The sequence below is a fragment of the Haloactinospora alba genome, from assembly GCF_006717075.1.
Lineage (GTDB): Bacteria > Actinomycetota > Actinomycetes > Streptosporangiales > Streptosporangiaceae > Haloactinospora > Haloactinospora alba.
Map to the genome: position 1 here is coordinate 2,950,073 of NZ_VFQC01000001.1, position 23,304 is coordinate 2,973,376.

Annotated in this window: 20 protein-coding genes, 1 other RNA gene and 3 pseudogenes; 12 read left to right on the forward strand and 12 right to left on the reverse strand. The window is 69.7% G+C overall.

The genetic code is table 11. The features are described 5' to 3' along the window. Nucleotides 1-44 precede the first annotated feature (44 nt). The 4 genes from FHX37_RS13225 (at nt 45) to FHX37_RS13240 (ending at nt 4,160) form a co-directional block, all read left to right on the forward strand. Nucleotides 45-866 carry an ABC transporter ATP-binding protein gene (locus tag FHX37_RS13225; protein ID WP_141924185.1) on the forward strand — a complete coding sequence of 274 codons (822 nt, stop codon included), beginning with the start codon at nt 45-47 and terminating at the stop codon, nt 864-866. Beyond that, nucleotides 863-2,965, forward strand: a complete 2,103-nt coding sequence (locus tag FHX37_RS13230) for a YhgE/Pip domain-containing protein (protein ID WP_141924186.1) — start codon at nt 863-865, stop codon at nt 2,963-2,965. The genes FHX37_RS13225 and FHX37_RS13230 overlap by 4 nt, the downstream gene beginning before the upstream one ends. Nucleotides 2,966-3,040: 75 nt before the next feature. Continuing rightward, a complete protein-coding gene (locus FHX37_RS13235; RefSeq protein ID WP_246062279.1) occupies nt 3,041-3,670 on the forward strand; it encodes a TetR/AcrR family transcriptional regulator in 630 nt (209 codons plus the stop codon). A gap of 124 nt (nt 3,671-3,794) precedes the next feature. Next, a complete protein-coding gene (locus FHX37_RS13240) occupies nt 3,795-4,160 on the forward strand; it encodes a DUF3592 domain-containing protein (RefSeq protein WP_342777629.1) in 366 nt (121 codons plus the stop codon). Nucleotides 4,161-4,184: 24 nt separating this feature from the next. On the opposite strand, the gene FHX37_RS22890 is transcribed toward FHX37_RS13240, so the two are convergent. After that, on the reverse strand, nt 4,185-5,288 hold the full coding sequence (locus tag FHX37_RS22890) for a hypothetical protein (protein WP_170181582.1): 1,104 nt from the start codon (nt 5,286-5,288) through the stop codon (nt 4,185-4,187). Nucleotides 5,289-5,662: 374 nt separating this feature from the next. Between FHX37_RS22890 and FHX37_RS13255 the strand changes: the two genes are divergently transcribed. The 4 genes from FHX37_RS13255 to FHX37_RS13270 are packed head-to-tail and all read left to right on the forward strand — an operon-like array spanning nt 5,663 to nt 9,531. After that, nucleotides 5,663-8,152 carry a sensor histidine kinase gene (locus tag FHX37_RS13255; protein ID WP_211351824.1) on the forward strand — a complete coding sequence of 830 codons (2,490 nt, stop codon included), beginning with the start codon at nt 5,663-5,665 and terminating at the stop codon, nt 8,150-8,152. 26 nt (nt 8,153-8,178) lie between these two features. Beyond that, nucleotides 8,179-8,580: a roadblock/LC7 domain-containing protein gene (locus FHX37_RS13260; protein WP_141925246.1), complete on the forward strand. Its 402-nt coding sequence runs from the start codon at nt 8,179-8,181 to the stop codon at nt 8,578-8,580. A gap of 11 nt (nt 8,581-8,591) precedes the next feature. Further along, nucleotides 8,592-8,966 (forward strand): DUF742 domain-containing protein, encoded by a 375-nt coding sequence (locus FHX37_RS13265; RefSeq protein WP_141924191.1) that lies wholly within the window; start codon nt 8,592-8,594, stop codon nt 8,964-8,966. Then, nucleotides 8,947-9,531 carry a GTP-binding protein gene (locus tag FHX37_RS13270; protein ID WP_141924192.1) on the forward strand — a complete coding sequence of 195 codons (585 nt, stop codon included), beginning with the start codon at nt 8,947-8,949 and terminating at the stop codon, nt 9,529-9,531. The genes FHX37_RS13265 and FHX37_RS13270 overlap by 20 nt, the downstream gene beginning before the upstream one ends. A 34-nt stretch (nt 9,532-9,565) precedes the next feature. On the opposite strand, the pseudogene FHX37_RS13275 reads toward FHX37_RS13270, so the two are convergent. Continuing rightward, nucleotides 9,566-9,796: pseudogene (locus FHX37_RS13275) on the reverse strand (RNA-guided endonuclease TnpB family protein); the annotation flags it as partial. Between the two features lie 701 nt (nt 9,797-10,497). On the opposite strand from FHX37_RS13275, the gene FHX37_RS13280 reads away from it, so the two are divergent. Next, nucleotides 10,498-11,454 (forward strand): oxygenase MpaB family protein, encoded by a 957-nt coding sequence (locus FHX37_RS13280; RefSeq protein ID WP_141924194.1) that lies wholly within the window; start codon nt 10,498-10,500, stop codon nt 11,452-11,454. A gap of 69 nt (nt 11,455-11,523) precedes the next feature. Here the strand turns inward: FHX37_RS13280 and FHX37_RS13285 are convergent, their stop codons facing one another. Further along, nucleotides 11,524-12,042, reverse strand: a complete 519-nt coding sequence (locus tag FHX37_RS13285) for an NADPH-dependent FMN reductase (RefSeq protein WP_141924195.1) — start codon at nt 12,040-12,042, stop codon at nt 11,524-11,526. A 534-nt stretch (nt 12,043-12,576) separates the two neighbouring features. Here FHX37_RS13285 and nagA point away from each other — a divergent pair. Further along, nucleotides 12,577-13,722: an N-acetylglucosamine-6-phosphate deacetylase gene (gene nagA, locus FHX37_RS13295; protein WP_141924196.1), complete on the forward strand. Its 1,146-nt coding sequence runs from the start codon at nt 12,577-12,579 to the stop codon at nt 13,720-13,722. 70 nt (nt 13,723-13,792) lie between these two features. After that, on the forward strand, nt 13,793-14,827 hold the full coding sequence (locus FHX37_RS13300; RefSeq protein WP_141924197.1) for an aminotransferase class V-fold PLP-dependent enzyme: 1,035 nt from the start codon (nt 13,793-13,795) through the stop codon (nt 14,825-14,827). 79 nt (nt 14,828-14,906) lie between these two features. Here FHX37_RS13300 and FHX37_RS13305 read toward each other — a convergent pair whose 3' ends face one another. Further along, a complete protein-coding gene (locus FHX37_RS13305) occupies nt 14,907-15,662 on the reverse strand; it encodes a dienelactone hydrolase family protein (RefSeq protein ID WP_141924198.1) in 756 nt (251 codons plus the stop codon). A 177-nt stretch (nt 15,663-15,839) separates the two neighbouring features. Between FHX37_RS13305 and FHX37_RS13310 the strand changes: the two genes are divergently transcribed. Beyond that, nucleotides 15,840-16,346 (forward strand): flavoprotein, encoded by a 507-nt coding sequence (locus FHX37_RS13310; protein ID WP_141924199.1) that lies wholly within the window; start codon nt 15,840-15,842, stop codon nt 16,344-16,346. Between the two features lie 87 nt (nt 16,347-16,433). Here the strand turns inward: FHX37_RS13310 and ssrA are convergent. The 8 genes and pseudogenes from ssrA to ftsE form a co-directional block, all read right to left on the reverse strand. Further along, nucleotides 16,434-16,805: a transfer-messenger RNA gene (gene ssrA, locus FHX37_RS13315) on the reverse strand. Nucleotides 16,806-17,085: 280 nt separating this feature from the next. Then, nucleotides 17,086-17,850, reverse strand: coding sequence for an RNA-guided endonuclease InsQ/TnpB family protein (locus tag FHX37_RS23610; protein ID WP_246062281.1), 765 nt, complete (start codon nt 17,848-17,850; stop codon nt 17,086-17,088). A gap of 511 nt (nt 17,851-18,361) precedes the next feature. After that, nucleotides 18,362-18,424, reverse strand: a pseudogene (locus tag FHX37_RS23615) (hypothetical protein); the annotation flags it as partial. A 15-nt stretch (nt 18,425-18,439) separates the two neighbouring features. Further along, a pseudogene (gene tnpA / locus FHX37_RS13325) lies at nt 18,440-18,803 on the reverse strand (IS200/IS605 family transposase). 126 nt (nt 18,804-18,929) lie between these two features. Continuing rightward, nucleotides 18,930-20,921, reverse strand: a complete 1,992-nt coding sequence (locus FHX37_RS13330; RefSeq protein ID WP_141924200.1) for a penicillin-binding transpeptidase domain-containing protein — start codon at nt 20,919-20,921, stop codon at nt 18,930-18,932. A 59-nt stretch (nt 20,922-20,980) separates the two neighbouring features. Continuing rightward, complete coding sequence (gene smpB / locus FHX37_RS13335) at nt 20,981-21,445, reverse strand: SsrA-binding protein SmpB (RefSeq protein ID WP_141924201.1); 465 nt, start codon at nt 21,443-21,445, stop codon at nt 20,981-20,983. A 54-nt stretch (nt 21,446-21,499) separates the two neighbouring features. Further along, nucleotides 21,500-22,408 (reverse strand): permease-like cell division protein FtsX, encoded by a 909-nt coding sequence (ftsX, locus tag FHX37_RS13340; RefSeq protein ID WP_141924202.1) that lies wholly within the window; start codon nt 22,406-22,408, stop codon nt 21,500-21,502. A gap of 70 nt (nt 22,409-22,478) precedes the next feature. Beyond that, the gene (gene ftsE, locus FHX37_RS13345) at nt 22,479-23,168 is read right to left on the reverse strand and encodes a cell division ATP-binding protein FtsE (RefSeq protein WP_141924203.1); all 690 of its coding nucleotides are present in this window, start codon (nt 23,166-23,168) and stop codon (nt 22,479-22,481) included. Between the last annotated feature and the right edge of the window lie 136 nt (nt 23,169-23,304).

A 23,304-nucleotide genomic window follows, 5' to 3' on the forward strand; every position in this document is an offset into this window, starting at 1 on the left:
TCAGTTCAAATTTGGTGCCGACAACGGACAGTGGAGGAGAGCGAATGCGCCGGGCGACAGGAGCCCGCGTCGAGGCCAACGGGCTCGCGCTGCGCACCAGGCAGGGGCCGGTGTACGCCGGCGTCACGTTCACGGCCCTCCCCGGGTCCCTCACCGCGTTCCACGCCACGTCGGGCAGCGGACGCACCTCACTGCTGCTGAGCCTCGCCGGCCGCATGCGGCCCTCCCACGGTTCCCTCCACGTCGACGGCCACCCCGTTCCCGCATCGGCCCGACGGGTGCGCCGCGTGTCCGCGCTCGGCCTGTTCGACGGTGTGAACGACCTGGACGAGCGGCTACGCGTCACCGAACACCTCAGTGAACGCACGCACCTGCGGCTACGCCCCGCGGGGCGGTCACAGCACCGCGCCGCCCTGTCCGACGCCGACCTGCCCGACGTGGACACCCGCGCACTCGTCCGAGACCTCTCCATGGTGGAGAAACGCCGACTCGGTGTGGCGCTGGCCCTCCTGGAGGAGCCCCGCCTGCTGCTCGTCGACAACGCCGACCACGGGCTCACCCCCGACGAGCAGGCCGATTTCGCCCGCACCCTCGGGAAACTCGCCGACGCGGGACTCACCGTCGTCGCGTCGTGCACCGACGCGACCGCGTTCCAGGACCGCGCCACCACCATCCCGCTCACCCGCGGCGCGCGACCGCCCTCGGCCGAACCGTCCGAACCGTCCGGGCGGCACCGGCGGTTCGGCGCCGGTTCGCTACTACCGGGCAGGCGGCGCGTCCCGCGCCGCACCCCGGAAACGGAGCAGGAAGCCCCCGAACGGGACACCGGGGAACAGGCCCCGGCGCCGCGAAAGGAGCACACGTGAAACCCCCCACGTTCCGGACGCTGCCCACCCTGCGGCTCAGCGGCCTGTCCGTCCTCTCCTTCCTGCGCGCACCACTGCCCGCCGCCGCCCTGGCGGCGCTGGTCCTGGTGCCGCTCCTGTACTCCGGGCTGTACCTGTGGTCGTTCTGGGACCCGTTCGGCAGGACGGGCGACCTGCCGGTCGCGCTCGTCAACGAGGACAGGCCGGCGACCGCCGACGGGGAGGAACTGGCGGCCGGGGACGAGCTCGCCGACACCCTGACCAGCCGCGACGATCTCGACTGGCACCTCGTGGACGAGCGGGAGGCCGAAGCCGGGGTCCGCGACGGGCGCTACTACGTCGCCCTCACCATCCCCGAGGACTTCAGCGCGAACCTCGCCGCACCCTCCGACGAGAACGCCGAACCCGACCCGGCCATGCTCGAGGTGCAGTACGACGACGCCAACAACTACATCGCCCGGCAGCTGCTCAGCGCCGCCTTCGGCGAGGTGGAGTCCGCGGCGGGCGAGTCCGCCATCGGGCGTTACTTCGACACCATGTTCCTCGGGTTCAACGAGATACACGGCCGCACCCAGGAAGCCGCGGAGGGGGCCGGGGAACTGTCCGAGGGAGCCGACGACGCCGAGGACGGGTCCGGCGACCTCCACGAGGGCCTGGGAGACGCCGAGGACGGGTCCGACGAACTGAGCTCGGGACTCGCACAGCTGCACGACGGCTCCTCCGAGCTCGCCGACGGTTCCGCCACCGCCTCCGACGAGGTCTCCGACGCCGTCGACAAGATCGACTCGGTGGCCGACGACACCGTTCCGCTGCTCGAGGAGAACGCCGAGGACGTCGAGGACACCGCCGAGACCGTCGCCGACGCCGCCGACACCGTCGCCACGGCGGTCGACGAGCTACCCGAGACCAGTGAGGAGGACCTGACCGCGATCCGGGACACCCGCGACCGGCTGGACACCTACCTCGAGGAGAACCCCGACCTGGAGGAGAGCGACCCGCAGCTGTACACGCTGCTCACCGACGCGCGCGACGTCGCCGACGATGCGGCCGCGGTCAACGGGTTCGTGCACGACAACCGGGACCGGATCGACACCATCGGCGAGAGGGCCAGCACGGTCCACGACGTCGCCTCCGACATCGCCGACGCGGCCCCCGATGCCGCCGACAAGGTCGAGGACGTCCAGGACAAGGCGAACAAGCTCGACACCGCGCTGCAGGACATCGCCGACGGCAGCAGTGACCTCGAGGACGGACTCGAGGAGGCCCACGAGGGGTCCGTGGACCTCAACGACGGCATCAGCGCCCTCCACAGCGGCGCGGGAGACCTCAGCGACGGCCTCTCCGAGCTCAACGACGGCTCGGAGGAACTCGCGGCGGGGCTGGACGACGGGGTGGACCGGATCCCCACCTACGACGGGGACGAGCGGGACAGCCGTCAGGACATGATGAGCGGCCCCGTCCAGCTCAGTTCCGTCGTGGACAACGAGGCCCCCAACTACGGGACCGGTTTCGCCCCGTTCTTCATCACGCTGTCGCTGTGGGTGGGAACCATGGTGACCTACATGGTGCTCCCGGCCGCACCGAAGCGGGCCCTGGCGGCGAGTGCCCCGGCGTGGCGGGTGGCGCTGTCCGGCTGGTTCCCGGCGCTCGCCGTCGGCGGTGTCCAGGTGCTGGCGATGCTGGGGGTGCTGCACTTCATGCTCGGGCTGGACGCCCAACGGTGGCTGGCACTCATCGGGTTGTTGGCGCTGACCTCGGCCACGTTCGCCGCCATGGTGCAGTGGATCAACGCGAGGTTCGGCCCGGCCGGGCGGATCCTGGCTCTCGCGCTGCTCATGTTGCAGCTCACGTCGGCTGGTGGTACCTATCCCATCCAGACCAGTCACGAGTTCTTCCAGACCATCGCGCCGTACCTGCCGATGAGCTGGGTGGTCTCGGCTGCCCGGCACCTGGTCAGCGGCGGCCCGCTCGACGCGGTGTGGGGCGCGTGCGCGGTCCTGACCTGCTACCTGCTCGTCTCCCTGCTGCTGACCTGGGTCACCACGGCACGCAGCCGGACCTGGACCGTGGGGAAGCTGTACCCGGCGCTGTCCCTGTGACCGGGTAACGTACCGATCGCCGGTAGAAACGGCCGCGCCCGCAGGGCGGCCGTCCCACCACCCGAAAGGAGAAGGGTGTTTCCTTCCCCGCCCGAGGACACGGGGTGCGCGTCCCGGAAACCGGTGACCGCGCGCCGCCAGGGGACACGCCAGCGGCTGTTCGAGGCCGCCGTCGCGCTCATCTCCGAACAGGGCGTCGAGTCCACCAGTGTGGACCGCATCGCGGAACGCGCCGGTGTCGCCAAGGGCACCGTGTACTACAACTTCTCCGGCAAGGAGGAGCTCTACGCCACCCTCATCGAGTGGGGGGTGGACCGGCTCGCGGGCGACCTGCGGGCGGCTTCCGCCGGTCCACCGCGGGAGGCCCTGTTCTCGGTGCTGCGCGCCGAGCTGGAGTTCATCGGCACCCACGAGGCCCTCGCCCGGCTGCTGATGGCCGAGGCGTGGCGCACCGGCCAGGCGTGGTACACCACCGCGCGCCACATCCGCGACGACGCGATCGGAGCGATCGCCGAACTGCTGGACAGCATGGCCGCAGAGGGCCAGATCCCGTCCGACCTGGACACCGGGGTGGCCAGTTCGGCGCTGTTCGGTATGACGGTGACCGTCGCGCTGGACTGGCGCGCCCTCCAGCCGGAGCGCCCCATCGAGGAGATCCACGCCACCCTGGTGCGGATGGCGGAGGGTTTCCTCACCGCTCCCTGACCGTCCGCGCTGCGGGAGGCGCGCTGCCCAGCCGCGCCGGTTGCGGTAACGTTCCCTGCCGGAAGCGTGTCAGTACCGTCCGAGTGGGTGCGTTGTGGCGGACCTCTATCCTCTGTTGCCGATCGTGGCCGGGCTCGTGGTGCTCGTGTTCCTGCTCCGGCACGTGCGTTTCTCGGTGTTCCTCGCCCGGAACGGGGCGCGCGCCGAGGGGGTGATCGTCGGTTACCGGGAAACCAGTACCTCGTCCCGGATGGTGGTGCGTTTCCTGACCGAGGACGGCCGGCAGATCTTCGCCACCCACGACAGCACGGGCTGGACCGCCTCCCGCAACGGCGACCCCGTGGTGGTGCTCTACGACCCGGGACGGCCGGACCAGGCCCGCATCGTCGACGCGCCGTGGCTGAGCAGTTGGGTGCGGGTGATGTTCGGCCTGTTGGCGGTCGCCCTGATCGCCGTGGGGATGCTCTTCGCCGCCGTCACCTGGGGGTGAGCCGCAGCCCGGTACGGCCGTCGGCTACTCGGTGGTCCGTGCGGTGACCGCGCTTCCGGCGGGTGCGCGGACGAGGTCGCGCGGCAGCCCGCCGCACAGGGTCATCCGGGTTACCACGCGTGTACCCGCGATGAGGTCGGCGAGTCCCGCCTGGTCGCGGCGGAACAGGATCGGCGCGCCGTGCACCGCAGCGACAGCGGGCGCCCACCACCCCAGGTCGAGCAGGAACAGTGTTCCCAGCGGGACGTACAGCAGCCCCGAGCGCAGCAGTGTGCGCGGCCGGGACGCGGGTTCCGGCGGCCCCTTCCTGGAGAGTGCCAGCCGCGAGGCGGCCCGGCCCGGGGGGCAGCGGTCCCGGCGTACCAGCGGGGTCACGATGCCCAGCGCCAGTGCCAGCGCGACCAGGGCCGCGGTGCCGACGACGTCGGTACCGACGGACGGGAGGGCGCCGACGGTGGCGGCCGTGGCGGCGAGGACGGCAGCCCCGTACCACCACACGCCCACGTCGAGGACGTGGCCGAGCACCCGCCGGGACAGTCCCGGCGGCATGATGTCGGGGACCGCCGACGGCCAGGCACGCGGCAGCACCCGGTCCAGGGCCGCTCCCGCGAACCACCCGGCGAACGCCCCGAGCGCTCCCAGTACGACGTCGTCGAGAGCCGCCACCCGGTACGGGCAGGGATATGTCCCCGCGACGGCGCTCGCCTGGACGAGCTCCACCAGTAGCGCGAGCGTCCCGCCCGCCGCGAGTGCGGCCGGTATCCCGCGGCGGTAGCGGTACCGGGCGAGGAGCCCCACGGGGAGGAGCGCGCCGGCGGCCAGCCCGGCGTGCGCGGCCGCTTCCCAGCTCAGGGGCGACACTGTGGCGAGCGGGGCGGGTTGCCGTATGTCCCCCGGCGCGGGGCACACGACACCGGCGGGGTGCGGCAGCGGCCAGAGGGCGTAGGCCCCCACGCCGACGGCTGTGGCCAGCACGGCCATGGTGACCTGCCCGGGCCAACCGTTGAACCGTCCGAACCTGCGCCGGTGGTTGGCGCCGAACACCGCGAGGGCGACGAGCGCCGCAAGGGCGAAAGCGGACGGTGCCAGCGCCGCGGAACCGGGAGTGCCGGTGAAGATCCCCTCCATAGCCTCAACAGGCTAACCGGGACGCGGGCGGCGCGCAGCGGAAACGTGTGAAGCCGGGGGACGCGACCGTAGCGCGTGACACTACCAGCGCGTTTTGTAACTTTTTGATAATTGCTTCGTTTTCCCGGCACCCCCGCTTCACCTGCCAATTCGCACTGCTCCATTGCGAATTTCCAGTTCGGAGCCGATACTTCCGGGACGGCACCGGCCCCGCCGTGCCCACCCCTCCTGTTCCGGGCGGTTTGTCCATATCCACGACAAGATAAGATCTTCTCGCCAGAACAGCCTTCTGTTCGGCTGATATGGCCGCATTTCCCGCAACCCGGCCGATCCCCGTTCCCCGATGCGCGCTTTGCCAGGGTCATAGGAGAGCAGTGCAGGCAGCAAAGCAACGAAACACGCGCACTATCAGCAGCCGACTCCGCAGGATCGTCCTGACCTCGACCGCGACCCTGCTCGCGCTGTGGCTCGTGCTGAGCGGTTACCTCTTCTACAACGCCGGGATGGAGTTGGCGCTCTCCCAGGGCAACGAGGAAGTGCTGACCCCGGCCGCCGTGGCCCTGGCCTCCGTCATGGAGGAACGCTCCGCCACGATCGCCTACCTCGAGGAACCCGACGAGCACGAGGAGGAACTGGGTGAGGCCCGCGCGCAGGCCGACAAGCACATGGAGGAGATCCTCGGGACACTGGACTCCCTGAAGCCCTACGTCGAGGAGCCGGTCAAGAAGCGCGTCACCGAACTGGACGAGGGATTCGACGACATCACCCAGATCCGCGAGCAGGTCAACCTGGGCCAGGCGACCCGCCAGGACGTGTTCACGCGCTACAACGCCCTGACGGAGGCCGGAGCCGACCTGTTCGACACCCAGTCCCGGCACGGGCGCATCCCCGAGATCATCGGCCCCGGTTCGAGCGCGACCTACATGTTCCGCACCGTGGACCAGCTGTCCCAGGCGGACGCCTACCTCTCCCGGTCCTTCGACAACGGCGAGCTCACCCGGTCCGAACAGCGGGAGTTCACCCGGCTCGTCGGCTCCTACCGCGGGTTCCTGGACGCGATCACCGAGTACATGGGCCCGGAGGAGAGCGAACGCCTCACCGAGCTGCGCAACAGCGACGACTTCGCCACGCTCACGGACCTCCAGGACGAGATCGTCGAGCGCGACGTCACCGCCTCCACCGACCCGGTCACCGGGGACAGCGAGGAGGACCTCGCGATGCCGGTGAGCGAGGAGGAGTGGAACGAGGTCTACACGCCGGTACGCGCGGAGCTCGTCGACCTCGGGAAGAGCCAGGCGCTCTACGCGGGCGATCTGCAACACGAGAGCGCCATCGACTCCCTGATCCTGGCGATCACGGGCAGCCTCACCGTCGCCGTGGTCACGGTGGGCGCCTTCGTCATCGCACGCCGCTCGTCCCGACGGCTGGTGGGGCGGCTGCACCTGCTGCGGGACGGCGCGCAGGAACTCAGCGACGAGGGACTGCCCGACCTCATGCGGCGGCTGCGCGAGCACGAATCCGTCGACACCAGCGAGGAGCACCGCGACCTGGCCTCCCAGCAGCAGGACGACGAGATCGGCCAGGTCGCCACCTCGTTCGACGCCGCGCACCGGACAGCGGTGGACGCGGTGGTCCGTCAGACCGAGCTCCGCCAGGGCGTCAACCGCGTCTTCCTGAACATCGCCCACCGCACCCAGACCCTGGTGCACCGCCAGCTGCGTCTGCTGGACAAGCTGGAGCGCCAGCAGGAGGACCCGGAACAGCTCACGGAACTGTTCAAGCTGGACCACCTGGCCACCCGTTCCCGACGCAACGCGGAGAACCTGCTCATCCTCGGCGGGGAGGCGCCCGGCCGCACCTGGCACCGGCCGATGCCGCTCATCGACGTGCTGCGCGGCGCCATCTCGGAGTCCGGCGACTACAGCCGGGTCCAGCGGGAGCACATCGCGCCGGTCGCGTTGAAGGGCCCCGCGGTCGCCGACGTCATCCACCTCGTCGCCGAGCTGGTCGACAACGCCACCACGTTCTCCCCGCCGCACACCCACGTCCAGCTCCGCAGCGAGCAGGTCCCCAACGGGGTCGCGGTCGAGATCGAGGACCGTGGTCTGGGAATGCAGGAGGAGGAGTTCACCTCCGCCAACGAGCTGCTGGCGGACCCACCCGAGTTCGACGTCATGCGGCTCAATGAGAAGATGCGCCTGGGCCTGTTCGTGGTGTCACAGCTGGCCCAGCGGCACCACATCAAGGTGTGGCTGCGTTCCTCACCGTACGGGGGTGTGCAGGCGATCGTCCTGCTTCCCTCCGAGCTGATCTCCGGGGACGCGCTTCCGCTTCCCTCCGGGGAGGAGGACGACAGCGAGCCGGCCAGTACCCGAGGGGGCACCACCCTCACAGCCGTCCCGGCCAGCAGCCGGGACGCTTCGCCCTCCCCCAACGGGTCCGACGGTGCTGCCCGGCCTGCCCCGACTCCGGAACGTTCCACGACCACCACCGGCTCGGACAACCCCCTCCCGCGCCGGTCACCGGACACCGGAGGGCAGGCCGCCGACGGGGAGCACGAGTCCTCGGACTCGTACACGCCGTCCGGGCTTCCCCGCCGTGGGACGCCCAGGAAGGGAGCCGAGACGACAACCACCGAGGACGGGCGCCCTTCCCTCCCCAAGCGCGCCCCACAGGAGAACCTGGCACCCCAGCTTTACGACGAACCGTCGGATTCGACGTCCTCCCCCGCGGCGTCGGAGACGGCGGAGGACGAGGACCGTTCGACCAAGCTGCGCCACAACATGGCCGCCTTCCAGCGGGGTACGCGCCGCGGGCGCGAGGAAGGACAACAGCGCTCGAACGACACTGAGAAGGAAACGTAACCGTGACGAACGATGCCGCGAAGGATCTGAACTGGCTGCTGGACGAGCTCGTGGAGCGGGCCGCCGGCGCGACGTACGCCATCGTGCTCTCTGCGGACGGTCTCCTCATTGGCAGGTCCAACGAACTGAACGCGGAGGACGCCGAGCACCTCTCCGCGGTCGCCTCGGCTTTCCAGAGCCTCGCCCGGGGCACCGGTAAGCAGTTCAACGGCGGGAAGGTGCTGCAGACCGTCGTGGAGATGGAACGGGCGTACCTGTTCGTCACCGGGGCGGGGAACGGAGCGTGCCTCGCCGTCGTCGCCGACGAGAGTTCCGATGTCGGCCTGGTGGCCTACGAGATGAACGTCCTCGTCGAACAGGTCGGCAGGTTCCTCGAGTCCGCGCCCCGCAAGAACGACAGTCAGGCTCCCACGGATCAGGCCAGATAGCGGAGGCACGCATGTCCGAGGGACACGAACCGGGACTGGACTCCGAGAACAGCGAACCGCTGGTCCGTCCCTACGTCATGACCCAGGGGCGGCAGCACAGCGACTCCGTCCAGCTCGACATGGTCAGCGTGGTCATCACGGCCCGCACCGACGTGGAACGGATGTCCCTGGAACCGGAGCAGCTCAGGATCCTGGACATCTGCCAGCGGGCCCAGTCGGTGGCGGAGGTCTCGGCGCACCTGGATATCCCCGTAGCGGTGGTCAAGGTCCTTCTCGGCGATCTCATCAGCCGCGGATACATCCTGGCCCGCGCCCCCTACACGACAGAGAGCCCGGTCAACCGGGACGTACTGCAGGCGGTACTCGATGGCATCCAACGACTCTGACAACACCAACGCGATCCCCTCCGCGATCAAGATCCTCGTCGCGGGCGGGTTCGGCGCGGGAAAAACGACGATGGTCAGCACGATCAGCGAGATCTCCCCGCTGAGCACCGAGGAGCTGATGACCGAGGCCAGCCTCGGGGTCGACGACCTCGCCGGGGTGGAACGCAAGGACACGACCACGGTCGCCCTGGACTTCGGCCGGATCACGATCAGCGACGAGCTGGTGCTGTACATGTTCGGGACCCCGGGCCAGCAACGGTTCTGGTTCCTGTGGGAGGAACTCGCCCAGGGCGCGCTGGGCGCGGTGGTCCTGGCGGACACCCGGAGACTGGAGACCTGCTTCCCTGCCGTGGACTTCTTCGAGCGTCGCGGCCTGCCCTTCATCGTGGCGGTGAACTGCTTCGAGGGCGCCCACCACTACGACACGGAGGAGGTACGGGAGGCGCTCACCATCCCGGAACGCATCCCGGTGCTGCTGTGCGACGCCCGCAGCAGGGAGTCCAGCAAGGAGTCCCTCGTGACGCTCGTGAGCCACGTCGCCGAGAACACCGCGACACCTGTGTGAATCCTCTCCCGCCTGAAGGCGGGCGATCCCTGGCTCAGGCTGCCCGAGCGCCCAGCGGACGCCCGGGATGCACGCCGTCAACACCAGCCGGGCCGGAACCTGCCCGGACCAGCGTGACGCGCGCGGAGTTCCTGTCTCTCGGGAGCGGGGTACCGCACGCGGTACGGGTGTGGGTGCGGTGCGACAGCGGCAGTGCGTGCGTGGTTCCCGCACGGCACTGTCCGCAGCCCATCGTCGTGTAGGCCGGTTCGGCCAGCCGCACGTCCCGCGCGTGCTTGCGCCCCCATCGCCGCTAGGTGCTGTTTTTCGGACGCTTGTCCTGCTGCGCGCCGCCCCAGGACACCGCCCGGCGGCGTTCTCGTCGGTCGACGGAGGGTCCGCTCCGCCTCCCTGACCGGCCTTGCCGGGCGGCACCGGAGACGCCGCTCGCGACGAACAGCGCCCAAAAAACAGCACCTAGTTCGCTCTCGGCGGCACTGATCGCACCATCAGCGGCTTTGCGGGACATCGCGGTCGTGCCGGGAACGGCGCCCGGAGGCCCGCGGAGAGCCACACCGCCGTGGCCGGTCACGACCCGTTCGGCCCACGTGCGGGCGTCGCCGTGGCGCTTCCGGGTCGCTGTGCGGTGTTGCTTTGCCGCCTGGCGGCAGCGGCTCGGTCTGGGCGGGCACGGCGAACGAGCAGTGCCAGTGTCCCAGCGCATCGCGGTACACCCGCACACTCGACGGGCAAGCGGGCAGGTCCCGCGACCGCACCGGCCGCACCTTGGTACCGACCGCCAGCACGAACCGCCCGTCCGCACCGCGCCCCAGAGCCCGCCGCATCGTGCCGCGTCTCACGGCCCGCTGCCCGCCCCGGTGCTGTTACCGAAAAGTTTCCCTTCCGGGAGCAGGGGCGGAGACGACGCTTCCCCCAACGGGATGCGACCGTGAGAGTAGGTACAACGACGATATCGGAAGGGTTCTGTTGAAACGGTTCGACTGGTACACGGAAACCCACCGGCTGGACGCGCGAACGGACTGTCGGAGGATCACCCAGATCCTGTCGATGCACGAGTTCCCGTGGGACATGTCCCAGGCATTGGGGTTGGCCCTCTACCGGACCTACGCTGTTCCCAGTATCGGCCAGCTCCTCGGCGACACCCGCGAGTTCACCGAGCGGACGCAGCACCGCTACGACGACACCGCGCTGATCCTGGACGCGATCCTGGCGCACGGCTTCGAGCCCGGGAAGGGTCGCGACGCGCTGCGCCGGATGAACCAGATGCACCGCTCCTACGACATCAGCAACGACGACTACCTCTACGTGCTGAGCACGTTCGTCGTGATGCCGGTGGTGTGGCTGAACGACTGGGGGTTCGGCTGGCGCCGGCTCACCGAACACGAGATCACCGCCAACACCAACTACTACCGGGAACTCGGCCGGCACATGGCGATCAAGGACATTCCCGCCACCTACGCCGAGTTCCACGAACTGCTGAACTCCTACGAGGAGAAGCACTTCGGCTACACCGAGGACGGCCGTGCGGTGTCGGACGCCACCCTGAACCTGATGGTCGACTTCTACCCCTCGTGGCAGCGCCCCCTCGTACGCCCCTTCACCATGGCGCTGTTGGACGAACGGTTGATCACCGCGTTCTCCTACGACTCCCCCTCCCGGTTCTGGCGGTTCGCCGCCCGAACCGCGCTGAGGACGCGCGCCCGCATAGTCCGGTTCATGCCCCCACGCGAAGAACCGTTGCTGGTGGAGAACAACGGCAACATCCGTAGCTACCCCCACGGCTACGACGTCAACCGGATCGGTTCCTTCCCCGCGAAATGCCCCGTCCCCCACGACATGGTGACCACCGAGCACCCCGAGACCGGGGCCCGTATCCCCGCTGAGGGCCAGGAGCTCCCGCCGCACAGCGACGAGCGGGTGTAGGCCGGTCCCGGTGACCGACCGCGCGCTTTCCGTGCCCCACAGCGCGGAAAGCGCCCCACGAACCACCGTTCAGGCCTCCACTGACAACGCCCCGCGCAGCTCCGGAACGGCCGCCTCGGCCCACGCCTCGATCACCGGTTGCGGCTGCGCGAGCTCCTCCCCGGAGAAGACCAGGCCCGGTTCGGCCACCCACGCCCCCAGCTCGGACAGCAGAACACGCACATCCTCCTCTGTGTTGCGTCCGTTGCGGGGGTCTGCCACCGAGACCATCGGCACCGCGACCGTCTGCCCCAGCCCCAGTTCCGGGAGCAGGTCCGCGAACGCCTTCAACAGGCCGGTGTAGCTGCCGTGGACCTGGGGTGACGCCACCAGCAGGACGTCGCTGTCGCGGACGGTCTCCAACGCCGCCGCGACCTCCCGTCCGGTGTCGGTGGCGAGCAGAGCCGGTCCGAAGTCGGCGAGATCGACGCTCCGGGACTCCGTGGACGTTCCCAGGCGGGCGGCGAGCGTGTCAGCGGCGCGCGCGGCGGCGCGTTGCAGGGGCGAACGCGGGCGCGGCGCGGCGGTGAGCACGACGAAACTGACCAAAGTGCCCTCTTTCCGGTGGACGCGGCGGACGGCCGCCGCGTGTGTCGCTTCCTCGGGTGACGCGGTTCCCACCACGCGGCGGGAGGGTCACGAACGACACAGCGCGCTCGCCTGCTGCCTCAGATCGACGTGCAGGCGCTGGACGAGCAGCTCACCGACAGACACGCTCCCCATATTGAGCGCCCCGGGCGCTGGCGTCAACGCCGCCGGGACCCCGCCCCGGCCGGACCGGCACGGCACCGGGAGGAAACCCCGACCGTGTGGCACGGAACACCGCACCACCGGAGGAACGTTCCCACCGGCGTCACGCCCCCGCGCCACCGTGACACGGCCGCCTTCCTCCCACCGGCGACCACACGCCGACCGCGCGTCCGGTAACTTCAGTGATGACCCGACGACACCGTTGCGAACCGGACGCGAACAGTCCCCGCCTGCCCCTCGCGGCACGCGGGTCCGCCGACACCCGGGCGAAAGGAGGAGGGCGCTTCCGCCCCCGGCACGCGCTGCTGCCGAGGCGCCACGCCCGCACCACTGATGACGACGTTGACGAACGCACGACTGGTCACACCCGACGGAGTCCGGAACGGCTGGCTGCGGGTCGCGGGCGACCGCATCACCGGGATGGGAACGGGAGAGACCCCCGGTGGGGAAGCGTCCACCGACGTCGGCGGCCGGTGGGTGCTTCCGGGCGGCGTGGACGTACACGTGCACGGCGGTGCGGGCGCCGCGTTCAGCGACGCGGACCCGCAGGCGGCGATGCGGATCGTGGAGCACAACCGCTCCCACGGCGTCACCACCCTCCTCGGCGGCCTCGTCGCGGCCTCCCCGGCGGACACCCTGCGCCAGGTCGCGGCTCTGGCGGAACTGTGCGACACGGGCGATCTCGCCGGCATCTACCTGGAGGGCCCCTACATCGCGGCGAGCAAGTGCGGGGCCCACGACCCGGAGCTGCTCCGCGACCCCGACGTGGACGAGTTCTCCCAGATCCTGAAGGCCGGGCGGGGACACGTCCGGATGATCACCGTCGCCCCGGAGCTCCCGGGCGCGCTGGAACTCGTCCGCGCCGCCACGGCGGAGGGCGTGGTCGCCGCCGTCGGCCACACCGAGGCCGACTACGAACAGACACGTGCCGCGTTCGACGCGGGCGCGACCATGGCCACCCACCTGTACAACGCGATGCGGCCGCTGCACCACCGCGAGCCCGGCCCGATCGCGGCGGCCCTCAACGATCCGCGGGTCACGGTGGAACTGATCAACGACGGGGTGCACGTCCACCCGGGCGCGGCCCGCCTGGTGTTCGACACCGCCGGGAGCGAACGCGTCGCCCTGGTCACCGACGCGATGGCCGCCACCGGGCTCGGCGACGGCGAGTACACCCTCGGGAAACTGCGGGTCCTGGTGCGCGACGGCCAGGCGACCGTCGCCGAGACCGGTGCGATCGCCAGCAGTACCATCGTGCTGCCCGACGCGATCCGGCGCGCCGTCCACACCCTGCCCGGGGAGGACGGTGTCGGTCTGGCGGCCGCGGCCCGTTCCGCCACCGCCACCCCGGCCCGCGCGCTCGGTCTGGAGAGGGTTGGCGAACTGGCCACGGGCAACCGCGCCGACCTCCTGCTGCTGGACCCGGAACTGAACGTCGCCGGGGTCATGTACGGGGGCGCCTGGACCCGTCCGCTGTAGCGCCCCGCACCCCCTGCCTCCCAGGGGGCCGGGGTCCATCCGCGTGCGGCTTTTTGGCATCCTCCCGATCATGGACATCGACACGGCTCGCGAGCTCTGGGACCTCGACACCACGTGGCTCAACACGGCACAGGTCGGCGTGCCGCCGCGCCCCGCCCAAGCGGCGCTGGACGCGGCGCTGCACGACTGGCAGCGCGGCTCCCCCGACCCCGCCGGGTGGAGCGCGACGGCGGAGGCCGCCCGGGCCCGCTTCGCCGAACTCACCGGTTCCGAGACCACGGACGTCGCCCAGGGCGCGAGCACCGCGCAGCTGCTGGGGACGGTCGCCTCCTCGGCGCCGGACGGCGCGCGGATCCTCGTTCCCGAGGAGGACTACGCCTCCACGGTCTTCCCCTGGATGGCACAGGCCACACGCGGGGTCGAGGTGCGTCCCGTCCCGCTCGAGGAACTCGCCGGGGCGATCGACGCGGACACGTGGCTGGTGGCGTTCAGCATCGTCCAGTCCGCCACCGGCGAGGTCGCCCCCTGCGGTGAGATCCTGCGTCGGGCCCGGCACCACGGCTGCCTGGTGGTCGGCGACGCCACCCAGGCACTGGGGTGGCTACCGGTGGACGCGACGGACTACGACGCGCTGGTGTGCTCGGCCTACAAGTGGCTGATGGCTCCGCGCGGCCTGGCCTACGGGTACTTCTCGCCGCGGATACGCCCGCTGCTACGGGCGGTGAACGCGGGCCCCGGCGCGGCGGCGGACCCGATGGCGTCGCTGTACACCAGCGACATGCGGCTGGCGCAGGCGGCGTCACGGTTCGACCTCTCGCCCAACTGGTTCGCCGGTGTGGTCGCCGCCGAGTCGATGCGCGTCCTGCTGGAGGTCGGCGTCGACCGCGTCCACGCGCACAACACCGCCGTCGCCAACCGGTTCCTGGAGGTCCTCGGTCTCACGCCCCGGGACTCCGCGATCGTCACCGTCGACGCGCCCGACGGCGCGCGGCGGCTGCAGGAGGCGGGTGTCGCCGCCAGCGAGCGCGGTGGCCGGACGAGGCTGGCGTTCCACCTGTACTCCACCACCGCCGACGCCGAGCGGGCGGCGAAAGCACTCGTGTAACGTTCTCTCCCCGCCCGGCGAGCGAGCTGGCGCGCGGGACGTTCCGACCGCCGGGGCGGGGGCGGACGCGGTGGCCGGGTCAGCCGGTCGCGAGTGTGCGCTCCAGCAGCGGCAGCAGACGGTCCCAGTGCCGTTGGAGACCGGAGGCGCTGAAGGCGGCCGTGTCGGACATGGTGAAACCGTGGACCGTGTCCGGGTAGACCTCGGAGGCGTAGGCGACCCCGGCGGCGTCCAGGGCGCTGTGCAACCGCTGCACGCTCTCCGGGGGCATGGCGTCGTCCTCCTCCGGGAAGCCGAAGTAGCACTCGGCCGCCAGGTTCGGGGCGAGCAGGTGCGGACTGTCGGAGTCGCCAGTGGCCAGAGAGCCGGGGTGGAAAGCCGCGACGGCGGCCACCCGCTCGGGGTTGGCCGCCGCGGTCCGCACGGCCAGGATCCCCCCGAAGCAGTAGCCCACCACCCCGACCGGCCCGGGGCGCACCTCCGGTTGGGCGGCCAGGAAGTCCAGGTAGGCTCCGGCGTCACTGACCGCCTGCTCCGCGGTGAACTCCCGCAACAGGGGCATCACACGCCCGAAGAACGGCTCGCGGTTCTCGGCCACCGTCAGGTCCGGTATCTCGACCACCGGCGCGGCGCCGTGCCGGTGGAAGACGTTGGGGACGAGCACGTAGTAGCCGTGCGCGGCGAGCTGTTCCGCCATCCCGTACAGCACCGGCCGCAGCCCGATGACGTCCATGTACAGGAGTACCGCCGGGTGGCGCTCCCCGTCGTCCGGGAACGCCGCGAACGCGTCGGCCGTACCGCCGGGCGTCGGGATCTCGACCATCGTGGTGGGCATACAGGCTGTTCTCCAGGTATCGGCCGGGCGGGATCCGGCTCCGCGCCCGGTGTCCGTTTGTCGTCGGTCTCCGGCAACCGTAGTACCGGCTCCGGGTGGCCCTCCGCGCGACGCTCCCCGCACCGGACCGGAGGAGCCCCGCCCAAGGCCCGGGAGAACACCCGCACAATGGCACCCATGCACAACCCGACCCTGCACCTGGTCCTGTCCGGAGCCACCACCGCCGGGGAGAGCGCCGCCGACCTCGTCCGCATGCTCAGCGGCGACGGCTGGTCGGTCACCGCCTTCTCCACCCCCATGGGTGAGCGTTTCCACGACCTCGCCGAGATCGCCGAGATCACCGGAACCGAGGCGGCCACCGAGTTCCGCACACCGGGCACCGGCCAACGCGTCCAACCGGCCGACCGCGTCGTGGCCTGTCCTCTCAGCTTCAACTCGACGAACAAGCTGGCGGCCGGTTTCGCCGACACCATGGCGCTGGCGCTGCTGTGCGAGATGATCGGACTGGAGGTTCCCACCGTCGTCGTCCCGAAGGGAAACACCGCCCTGTACAACCATCCGGCCTTCCCGAGAAGCCTCGCCGTTCTGCGGTCGGTTCCCGCGACGACCGTGCTGCACGATCCCGACCGGGGCGTTCCGAGCTGGCGCGAGGTCGTTCGGGCGGCCCGAACAGCACCCACTTGACGAGCAAGCGCGGGGCACCCGAACGGGTCCCGAACATGAAAAGGCCCCTGACCGCTAGGTTCCCTAGCTGGTCAGAGGCCTGATCTCTGGTGGAGGTGGCGGGAATCGAACCCGCGTCCTTCAGTGCCGGCCCAGGTCTTCTCCGGGCGCAGTCCGCTCAGCGTTCTGCTCGGCTCCAGCGTTCTCGCGGACAAGTCGCTGACGAGCCCAGCCACGTGAATGTCCCGAACGGACCCCGTGGCATGATCCGTACGGTAAGTCTCCTAACCGGTGCCGGACAGTGGGCCGGAGACGAGCCCACGCCGACAGAGATGCTATCGCCTAGGCGGCGAGAGCAACCTCAGTGCGCTTAGAGTTGGCACTTGTGTTTAGTGCGAATGCAGGATTTACGAGGTTACAAACGCAACCCTCGGCCCGCTTCACCTGGAACGACTACCGAAGTCGAAGCCAGTCACCCCCTGTGCAATTGTCAATGGACCCGCGGCCCACGAGCAGGAACCGTGTTCCTGCACCTCTCACCGTATCGCGATAACAACCACAGCACCAAGTTCATTCCCGTCCGACGGGAGAACCGGTGCCGGTCCCCACGTAAAGAATCCCCCGCGGGCGCGGATTCAGAGCCATCAACGCTGCCCGCGAGGGCGGTCGGCAGGGTCAGGCCGACCTCGGAAAACAGGGCCTCCCCCGAGATGAGGTCCTGTCCTGTGACTGGTCTCCGCAACCCCCTTTACGGACCCAGTCATAGGGGAAGACGCGTGTAACGCCGCGCAGGGTTGAGCCGCCGCGGAAAAATTGACTTCCTCCCCACGGCTAAAGCCCAATGCCGGGGGATTCCCACCAGCGGGAGTGCTGGCTGGAGAGGTACTTCCTCGCGGGTTCCCTCGGGTTCCTGCTTCGCGGACCGCCTATCGGCGAGGTCTCCACAGGCTGGCACCGCATGCCCTGCGGCGCTAAGGATGTTCATGGCGGCGTTGACGTCGGCGTGGCAGGAGTGTCCGCACCGGGTGCACCGGAAACCCGCTTGGCTCTCGCGGGAGGCCGGGTCCGTGTGCTGGCACTGGTGGCACGTCTGGGACGTGTAGGCCGGGTTGACCTTGGTGACGGTGGTGCCCGTGTAGCGGGCGGCGTTGCGCAGCGCGGTTTCCAGCCGGTGCCACCCCTTGTCGAGGATGGCCCGATTCAGCCCCGCCTTCTGGCTCACCCGCGTGCCGGGTTTTTCGGTGGTGCCGCGCGCGGAGGCGGTCATGCCGCTGGTGTTCAGGTCCTCCAGCACGATGGTGCCGTGTTCGCGGGCGAGCCGGCTGGCTGTTTGGGCGCAGAAGTCGGCGCGCCGGTCCACCGCCCGGGTGGTGATGCGGTTCATCGCGGCGCGGGTCGTGATCCGGTTGGTCGAGTTCTTCTTCTGCCGGGCCAGTGTGCGCTGGAGCCGCAAGTACCGGGTCTTCTCGCCGGTGGTGGCGAACTGCCGGTCGTGGAACTCGCCGTGGCTGGTGGTGGCCGCCACTTTCACGCCCCGGTCGACGCCGACCGGGGCGCCCGGGTGCGACTCGGGGGGTGCGCTGGCCGTCTTCCACCAGCCACGACACGAACCAGTGGCCGCCCTTGCGGGACACGGTCGCCGAGCGGATGGTGCCGCCGATGGGGCGGGACATGCGCAAAGCGACCCAGCCGAGCTTGGGCAGCTTGACCCGCCCCCGTTTGCGGTTCAACCGCTCCACGGCGACCTGCTTGGCGTCGGGGAACCGGAACGAGGGGTTCCACCGGTGCTTGGCCCGCCACCGCACTTTGAAGGTGCCGTGTGTGCGGCAGGCGGCGTCCAGGTCCTTCAGTGTCTGCTGGAGGATGTGCGACGGCGCTGCCTTCAACCACGTCTCTTCGGTCTTGGCCTCGGCCAACTCGCGGGCCTGGAGGTGGTATCCGCAGAACTCCCCGCCGCGGCCCCGGGTGTAGCGGTCGACGTAGACGCGGCGCTGGTCCAGGGCGGTGTTCCACACCGCCCGGCAGATATCACCGAACTCCTGGCACGCGGCTTCCTGTTCGGTGGTGAGTTCAAGCCGGTACCTGCGCCCCGACAGCATGGAACACCTCCCTTCTCAGCGGTTCTTCTGGTTCTCGACGTAGGCGCGGATCTGCTCCAACAGCGCACCACCCACGGTGGCCACGACGTAGGAGTTGGTCCACAAGGTCGGCAACCGCGACTTCAGCGCGGGGAACTCCTCCCGCAACGCCCGGGAGGCGCCCCTTGATGGCCTTGACCAGCCGGTGCACCCCGAACTGGGGATCGACCTCCATCTCCACCAGCCACGCTTCCTTGTCGGAGACGACCTCGGCCGCGATCTCCGTCAGGTGTGTCTCGACACGCCCGTCGAGGACGCGGCACCGGTACTTGGCACACCACACCACGTGGAAGGCGCACTGGAAGGTGGCATTGCTGGTGGAGCGCAGGGTCGCGAACACACAAACACTACACAGCGGACAATTTTATATCGCAAACGTGTTCGAGGGAAACGGCTAACCCCACGGCTGAAGCCGGGGATCTGCGCCGCTAGAAAACACTGATCAGCGGCGGCTCCGGACCGGGTCTCAGCGCGGGGGGTTCCCATCGCCGGCGGACGCGCCGTCGTCAGGACCGGCGTCGGGGGTGCCGGCTTCGGGAGGGTCGGAGGAGAGCCGGGAGCTGTAGCCGTTCGGCATCCGCTGGAGGAACTCGGCGCCCGAAGTGAGGGCGTACTGGTCCCACTGCTGCTCCGGGGGCGCCTCGGCCGTGACGGCGAACGCGAGGTTCCCCTGGTAACCGACGAACCACTGCACCGCCGTGTCCTCGCCGCCCACCTTCTGTTCGACGCTGGCCACCTGGCCGTGTACCGGGTCCGCACCGACGTCGGCGAGGGACGCCTGGCCGTCGGTCACCGCGGAACGCATCATCTTCTGCACTCCCGCGACAGCGTCCTCGTCGAGGTCGCGCTGGGCCCCCTGCTCGTCCTCACCGGTGCCGTCCCCGGTGCTCAGCTTCGGCGGGTGCCAGGTGCCGTCGGCGACGGCACCCGCCGCCAGCGCCATGGCGAGCGGGCTGACCCGCACGCCGTCCTTCCCGACCATGGTGGCGGCCGTCTCCCCGGCCCCGTCGGGAGTGGTGAACGACCCGTTGAACGCCGGTGCCGGCAGGCGCCACGCGGTGCCGATACCGAAGTCCTCGGCGGCCGACTCCAGCGCGTCGGCGCCCACCTCCGGGCCCAGCCCGGCGAACGCCGTGGTGCAGGTGTAGGCGAAGTCCTCGGTGAGGTCCGGGTCCCCCCACAGTTCGGTGCCGTTGGGGTTGGTGAACGTCCGCTCCCCCACGTCGGTGCTCGTGTCGCAGGGGACCTGGTCGCCCGGCTCCGCCGCGCCGGACTCGATGGCGGCGGCGGAGGAGACGATGGTGAACGCCTCTCCGGGGCGGTACTCGCTGGTCAACGCCCCGGTGTTGTCCACGTTGTCGGGTTTGCCGGCGGCGGCGAGGACCTCGCCGTTGCGGACGTCCACCGCTACCAGCTGCCCCTTGCCCGGCATGGTAGCCATCGCGCCCGTGGCGGCCTCCTGGAGGTTCGTGTCCAGGGTCGTGTCCAGGGAGTTGCTTTCCGTTCCCGCCCAGGAGTGCAGCGTGTCGGTGCGCTCTCCGTCCTCTCCCAGGGTGACGACCGCGGTGGTGGCGCTGCCGGCGAGGTGCTGCTGGTAGACGTTCTGCAGCCCGCTCAGCCCCACCGTGTCGCCGGCCTGGTAGGGGCCGGCCACCCGTGAGGAGACCTTGTGCTCGACCGTGCCGGCCACCTCACCGACCACGGACTTCGCGGCCTTCGGTTCCAACCGCATCGCCAGCTCGTTGGTCTCGACACCGGGGATGTCGGTGGCGTCGCTCTCCACCGAGGAGGTGACCTCCTCGTCCCGCAGGAGGATCAGCGGTTGGAACTTCTCCGGCGGCGCGGAACGGACCCGGTTCAGCAGCGGACGCGCGTCCTCGTCCAGAAGGTCGGCGAGCCGGGAGACACCGTCCTCCATGTCCTCCAGCTCGGCGGGAACCACGCCGAACGCCGTGACCTCGTCCTCGGCGACGAGCGGTTGTTCGTTGCGGTCCCTGATCTGGCCGCGGTCCGGGACGTCGTAGCTGACCGCGAGCCGCTCGCCCTCCCCGAGGTCGGGGTGGATCACCTCGGGCGACCAGGCGATCCGCCACCCGTCGGGCCCCTCGTTGAGGGTCATGCTCCCGGTGTAGTTCCACACCGGGTCCCCGATCCCGAGGTCGGCCTCGACGTCGAACTCGGCCGTCGCCGTGTCGCCCTGCGCGTCGATCGGCCCCAGGCCGAACTGCAGGTCCGCCAGGTCGAGCTGGGCGTGCGCCCGTTCCAGTGCCGCGGCCACCTCCTCCGGGTCGCCGTCGGTCCGGTTGGCGGCGGCCTCGTACGCTCCCGCCTGCCAGTCCAGCAGGAACGTACGCACCGCGACCTCGGGACTGGGATTGGTCGCGCATCCGGCGAGTACAGCCACCAGTACGAGACTGGAACCGGCGGCTGACCACCGGCGGAAGTGACGGGGGGACACCGTGGTGATCCTTTCACATCGCCGTTCGGCACCTGAGGGCTGTCCGGAACGCTCGTCCCTCAGCGCCTGCGGCGAAGGGCACGCTCGATGTCGCGTTTCGCCTCGCGTTCGGCGATATCCCGGCGCTTGTCGTGGGTGCGCTTGCCCCGGGCCAGTGCGATCTCCACCTTCGCCTTCCCGTCACTGAAGTACAGCGACAGCGGGACGAGGGTCCGACCGGCCTCCTGGGTCTTTCCGATCAGTTTGGCGATCTCGTCGCTGTGCAGCAGCAGCTTGCGCGGACGGCGGGGTGCGTGGTTGGTCCAGGTCCCCTGGGTGTACTGGGGGATGTGGACGTTCTGCAACCACACCTCCCCGTCCTTCACCAGAGCGAACCCCTCCATGAGGGAAGCCCGGCCGGCACGCAGCGACTTCACCTCGGTGCCGGTCAGGACGATGCCGGCCTCGTAGGTGGCGTCGATGTGGTAATCGTGCCGGGCCCGCTTGTTCTGTGCGACCAGCGTGCGCCCTTTTTCCTTCGGCACTGGGCTCCCTTCCTCTACCGCGCGGTGGTGACGCCGCTTCCCGACGGGGTGGTTTTATACCCGCAGATAACGCCGCAACGTCAGGAACGACGCGACGGTGCACAGCAGGACACCCACGATCACCGACACACCGATGACGTAGAATACCGCGCCCATGTCGAGCATGACGTCGAAGGAGAACCAGCCCTGGATCTTGTCCAGCAGGAAGAACTTCGTCGCCACGATGAACCCGGAGGCGATCACACCGCCGATCAGGCCCGATATGGCGCCCTCCAGCAGGAAGGGCAGCTGGATGTAGAAGTTCGAGGCGCCGACGAGCCGCATGATGCCGGTCTCCCGGCGGCGGCTGTAGGCCGACAGGCGGATCGTGTTCCCGATCAGCAGGGCGGCGGCGGCCAGCTGGACGAAAGCGACGATCAGCGCCGCCCACTTGAGTCCCTCGAGCAGGTTGAAGAACTGTTCCAGGACCTGCTGGTCGTCGGAGACCGTGTCAACGCCGTCCCGGCCCTGCACCAGGTTCTTGACCTGGTCGTAGTTCCCCTGGTCGGTGAGCTGGACCCGGAAGTTGTCCGGGATGTCGCCCTTCTCGGTGGCCGAGGTGAGCGCCTCGTCGTTGGAGAAGCGGTCCTTGAAGTCCTGCCAGGCCTCTTCCTGGTCCACGTAGTCGACGCTGCGCACCGCGTCCGAGGAGGTGAGGTCCTCCTCGATGGCGGAACGCTGCTTGTCGGTCGCGGCCCCGCTCTCCTCACAGGCCTTGGAGGGCGACGTGTCGGTACACATGTACACCGTCAGGGAGACGCGCTCGTTCCAGTAGTCGCGCATCTCGGTGACCTGCTTGTTGATCAGCAATCCGCCGCCGAACAGGGCGAGCGAGATGGCTACCGTGGTGATCACCGCGACGGTCATCGTGAGGTTCCGGCGCAGGCCGATCCAAACCTCGGATGCTACGAATTGTGCTCGCATGATTTGTTAAGGATCCATCCTCAGGGGCTTGGCCTCGCTGCTGGCACCCGCGGGCACAGCTCGACAGCCCTCAGTACGCCTGACCGTAGACGCCACGCGTCTGATCCCGCACGACCACACCCTCTTCGAGCTCGACGACGCGCTTGCGCATCGAATCGACGATGGCGGCATCGTGGGTCGCCATGACAACGGTCGTTCCGGTTCTGTTGATTCGGTCGAGCACCTTCATGATACCGATCGACGTGGCGGGGTCGATGTTTCCCGTGGGCTCGTCGGCCAGCAGGATCTGTGGCCGGTTCACGAACGCACGGGCGATGGCGACCCGCTGCTGCTCCCCGCCGGAAAGCTCGTCGGGCATGCGGTCGCCCTTGCCTTCCAGGCCGACCAGCTCGATAACCTCCGGCACCACCTTACGGATGAAGCGGCGCGGCTTACCGATGACCTCCAGCGCGAACGCGACGTTCTCGAAGACGTTCTTGTTCGGCAGCAGCCGGAAGTCCTGGAAGACACAACCGATGCGGCGCCGCAGGTGCGGCACTTTCCAGTTGGACAGGCGCGCGAGATCCTTGCCCGCAATGTGCACGTTGCCCCTGGTCGGCTTCTCCTCCTTGAGGATGAGCCGCAGCATCGTTGACTTTCCCGAGCCCGACGGACCGACGAGGAAGGCGAACTCCCCCTTGTCGACGTCCACGGAGACTTCCTCCAGGGCGGGACGTTTCTGGGTCGTGTAGACCTTGGTGACGTTGTCGAAGTGAATCACGGGCGCATCACAAGGTTCTCGAGGATTGGGGAAGCCCTGGCGGACACGTGTGTCCGCTCGGGGCACTACCGGCCACAGGGCCAACCGACAGTGTAGAGGCGATCGTAACCCGGAATGTCCAGATCGGCACACACCC

What these genes read in the sequence shown, in the direction of transcription:
- ftsX (WP_141924202.1), bottom strand. Translation starts at nt 22,408, where the DNA reads ATGCGAGCACAATTCGTAGCATCCGAGGTTTGGATCGGCCTGCGCCGG.
- FHX37_RS22890 (WP_170181582.1), bottom strand. Translation starts at nt 5,288, where the DNA reads ATGGAGGGGATCTTCACCGGCACTCCCGGTTCCGCGGCGCTGGCACCG.
- FHX37_RS13305 (WP_141924198.1), bottom strand. Translation starts at nt 15,662, where the DNA reads ATGCCCACCACGATGGTCGAGATCCCGACGCCCGGCGGTACGGCCGAC.
- FHX37_RS13270 (WP_141924192.1), top strand. Translation starts at nt 8,947, where the DNA reads ATGGCATCCAACGACTCTGACAACACCAACGCGATCCCCTCCGCGATC.
- FHX37_RS13300 (WP_141924197.1), top strand. Translation starts at nt 13,793, where the DNA reads ATGGACATCGACACGGCTCGCGAGCTCTGGGACCTCGACACCACGTGG.
- FHX37_RS13265 (WP_141924191.1), top strand. Translation starts at nt 8,592, where the DNA reads ATGTCCGAGGGACACGAACCGGGACTGGACTCCGAGAACAGCGAACCG.
- nagA (WP_141924196.1), top strand. Translation starts at nt 12,577, where the DNA reads ATGACGACGTTGACGAACGCACGACTGGTCACACCCGACGGAGTCCGG.
- FHX37_RS13225 (WP_141924185.1), top strand. Translation starts at nt 45, where the DNA reads ATGCGCCGGGCGACAGGAGCCCGCGTCGAGGCCAACGGGCTCGCGCTG.
- FHX37_RS13310 (WP_141924199.1), top strand. Translation starts at nt 15,840, where the DNA reads ATGCACAACCCGACCCTGCACCTGGTCCTGTCCGGAGCCACCACCGCC.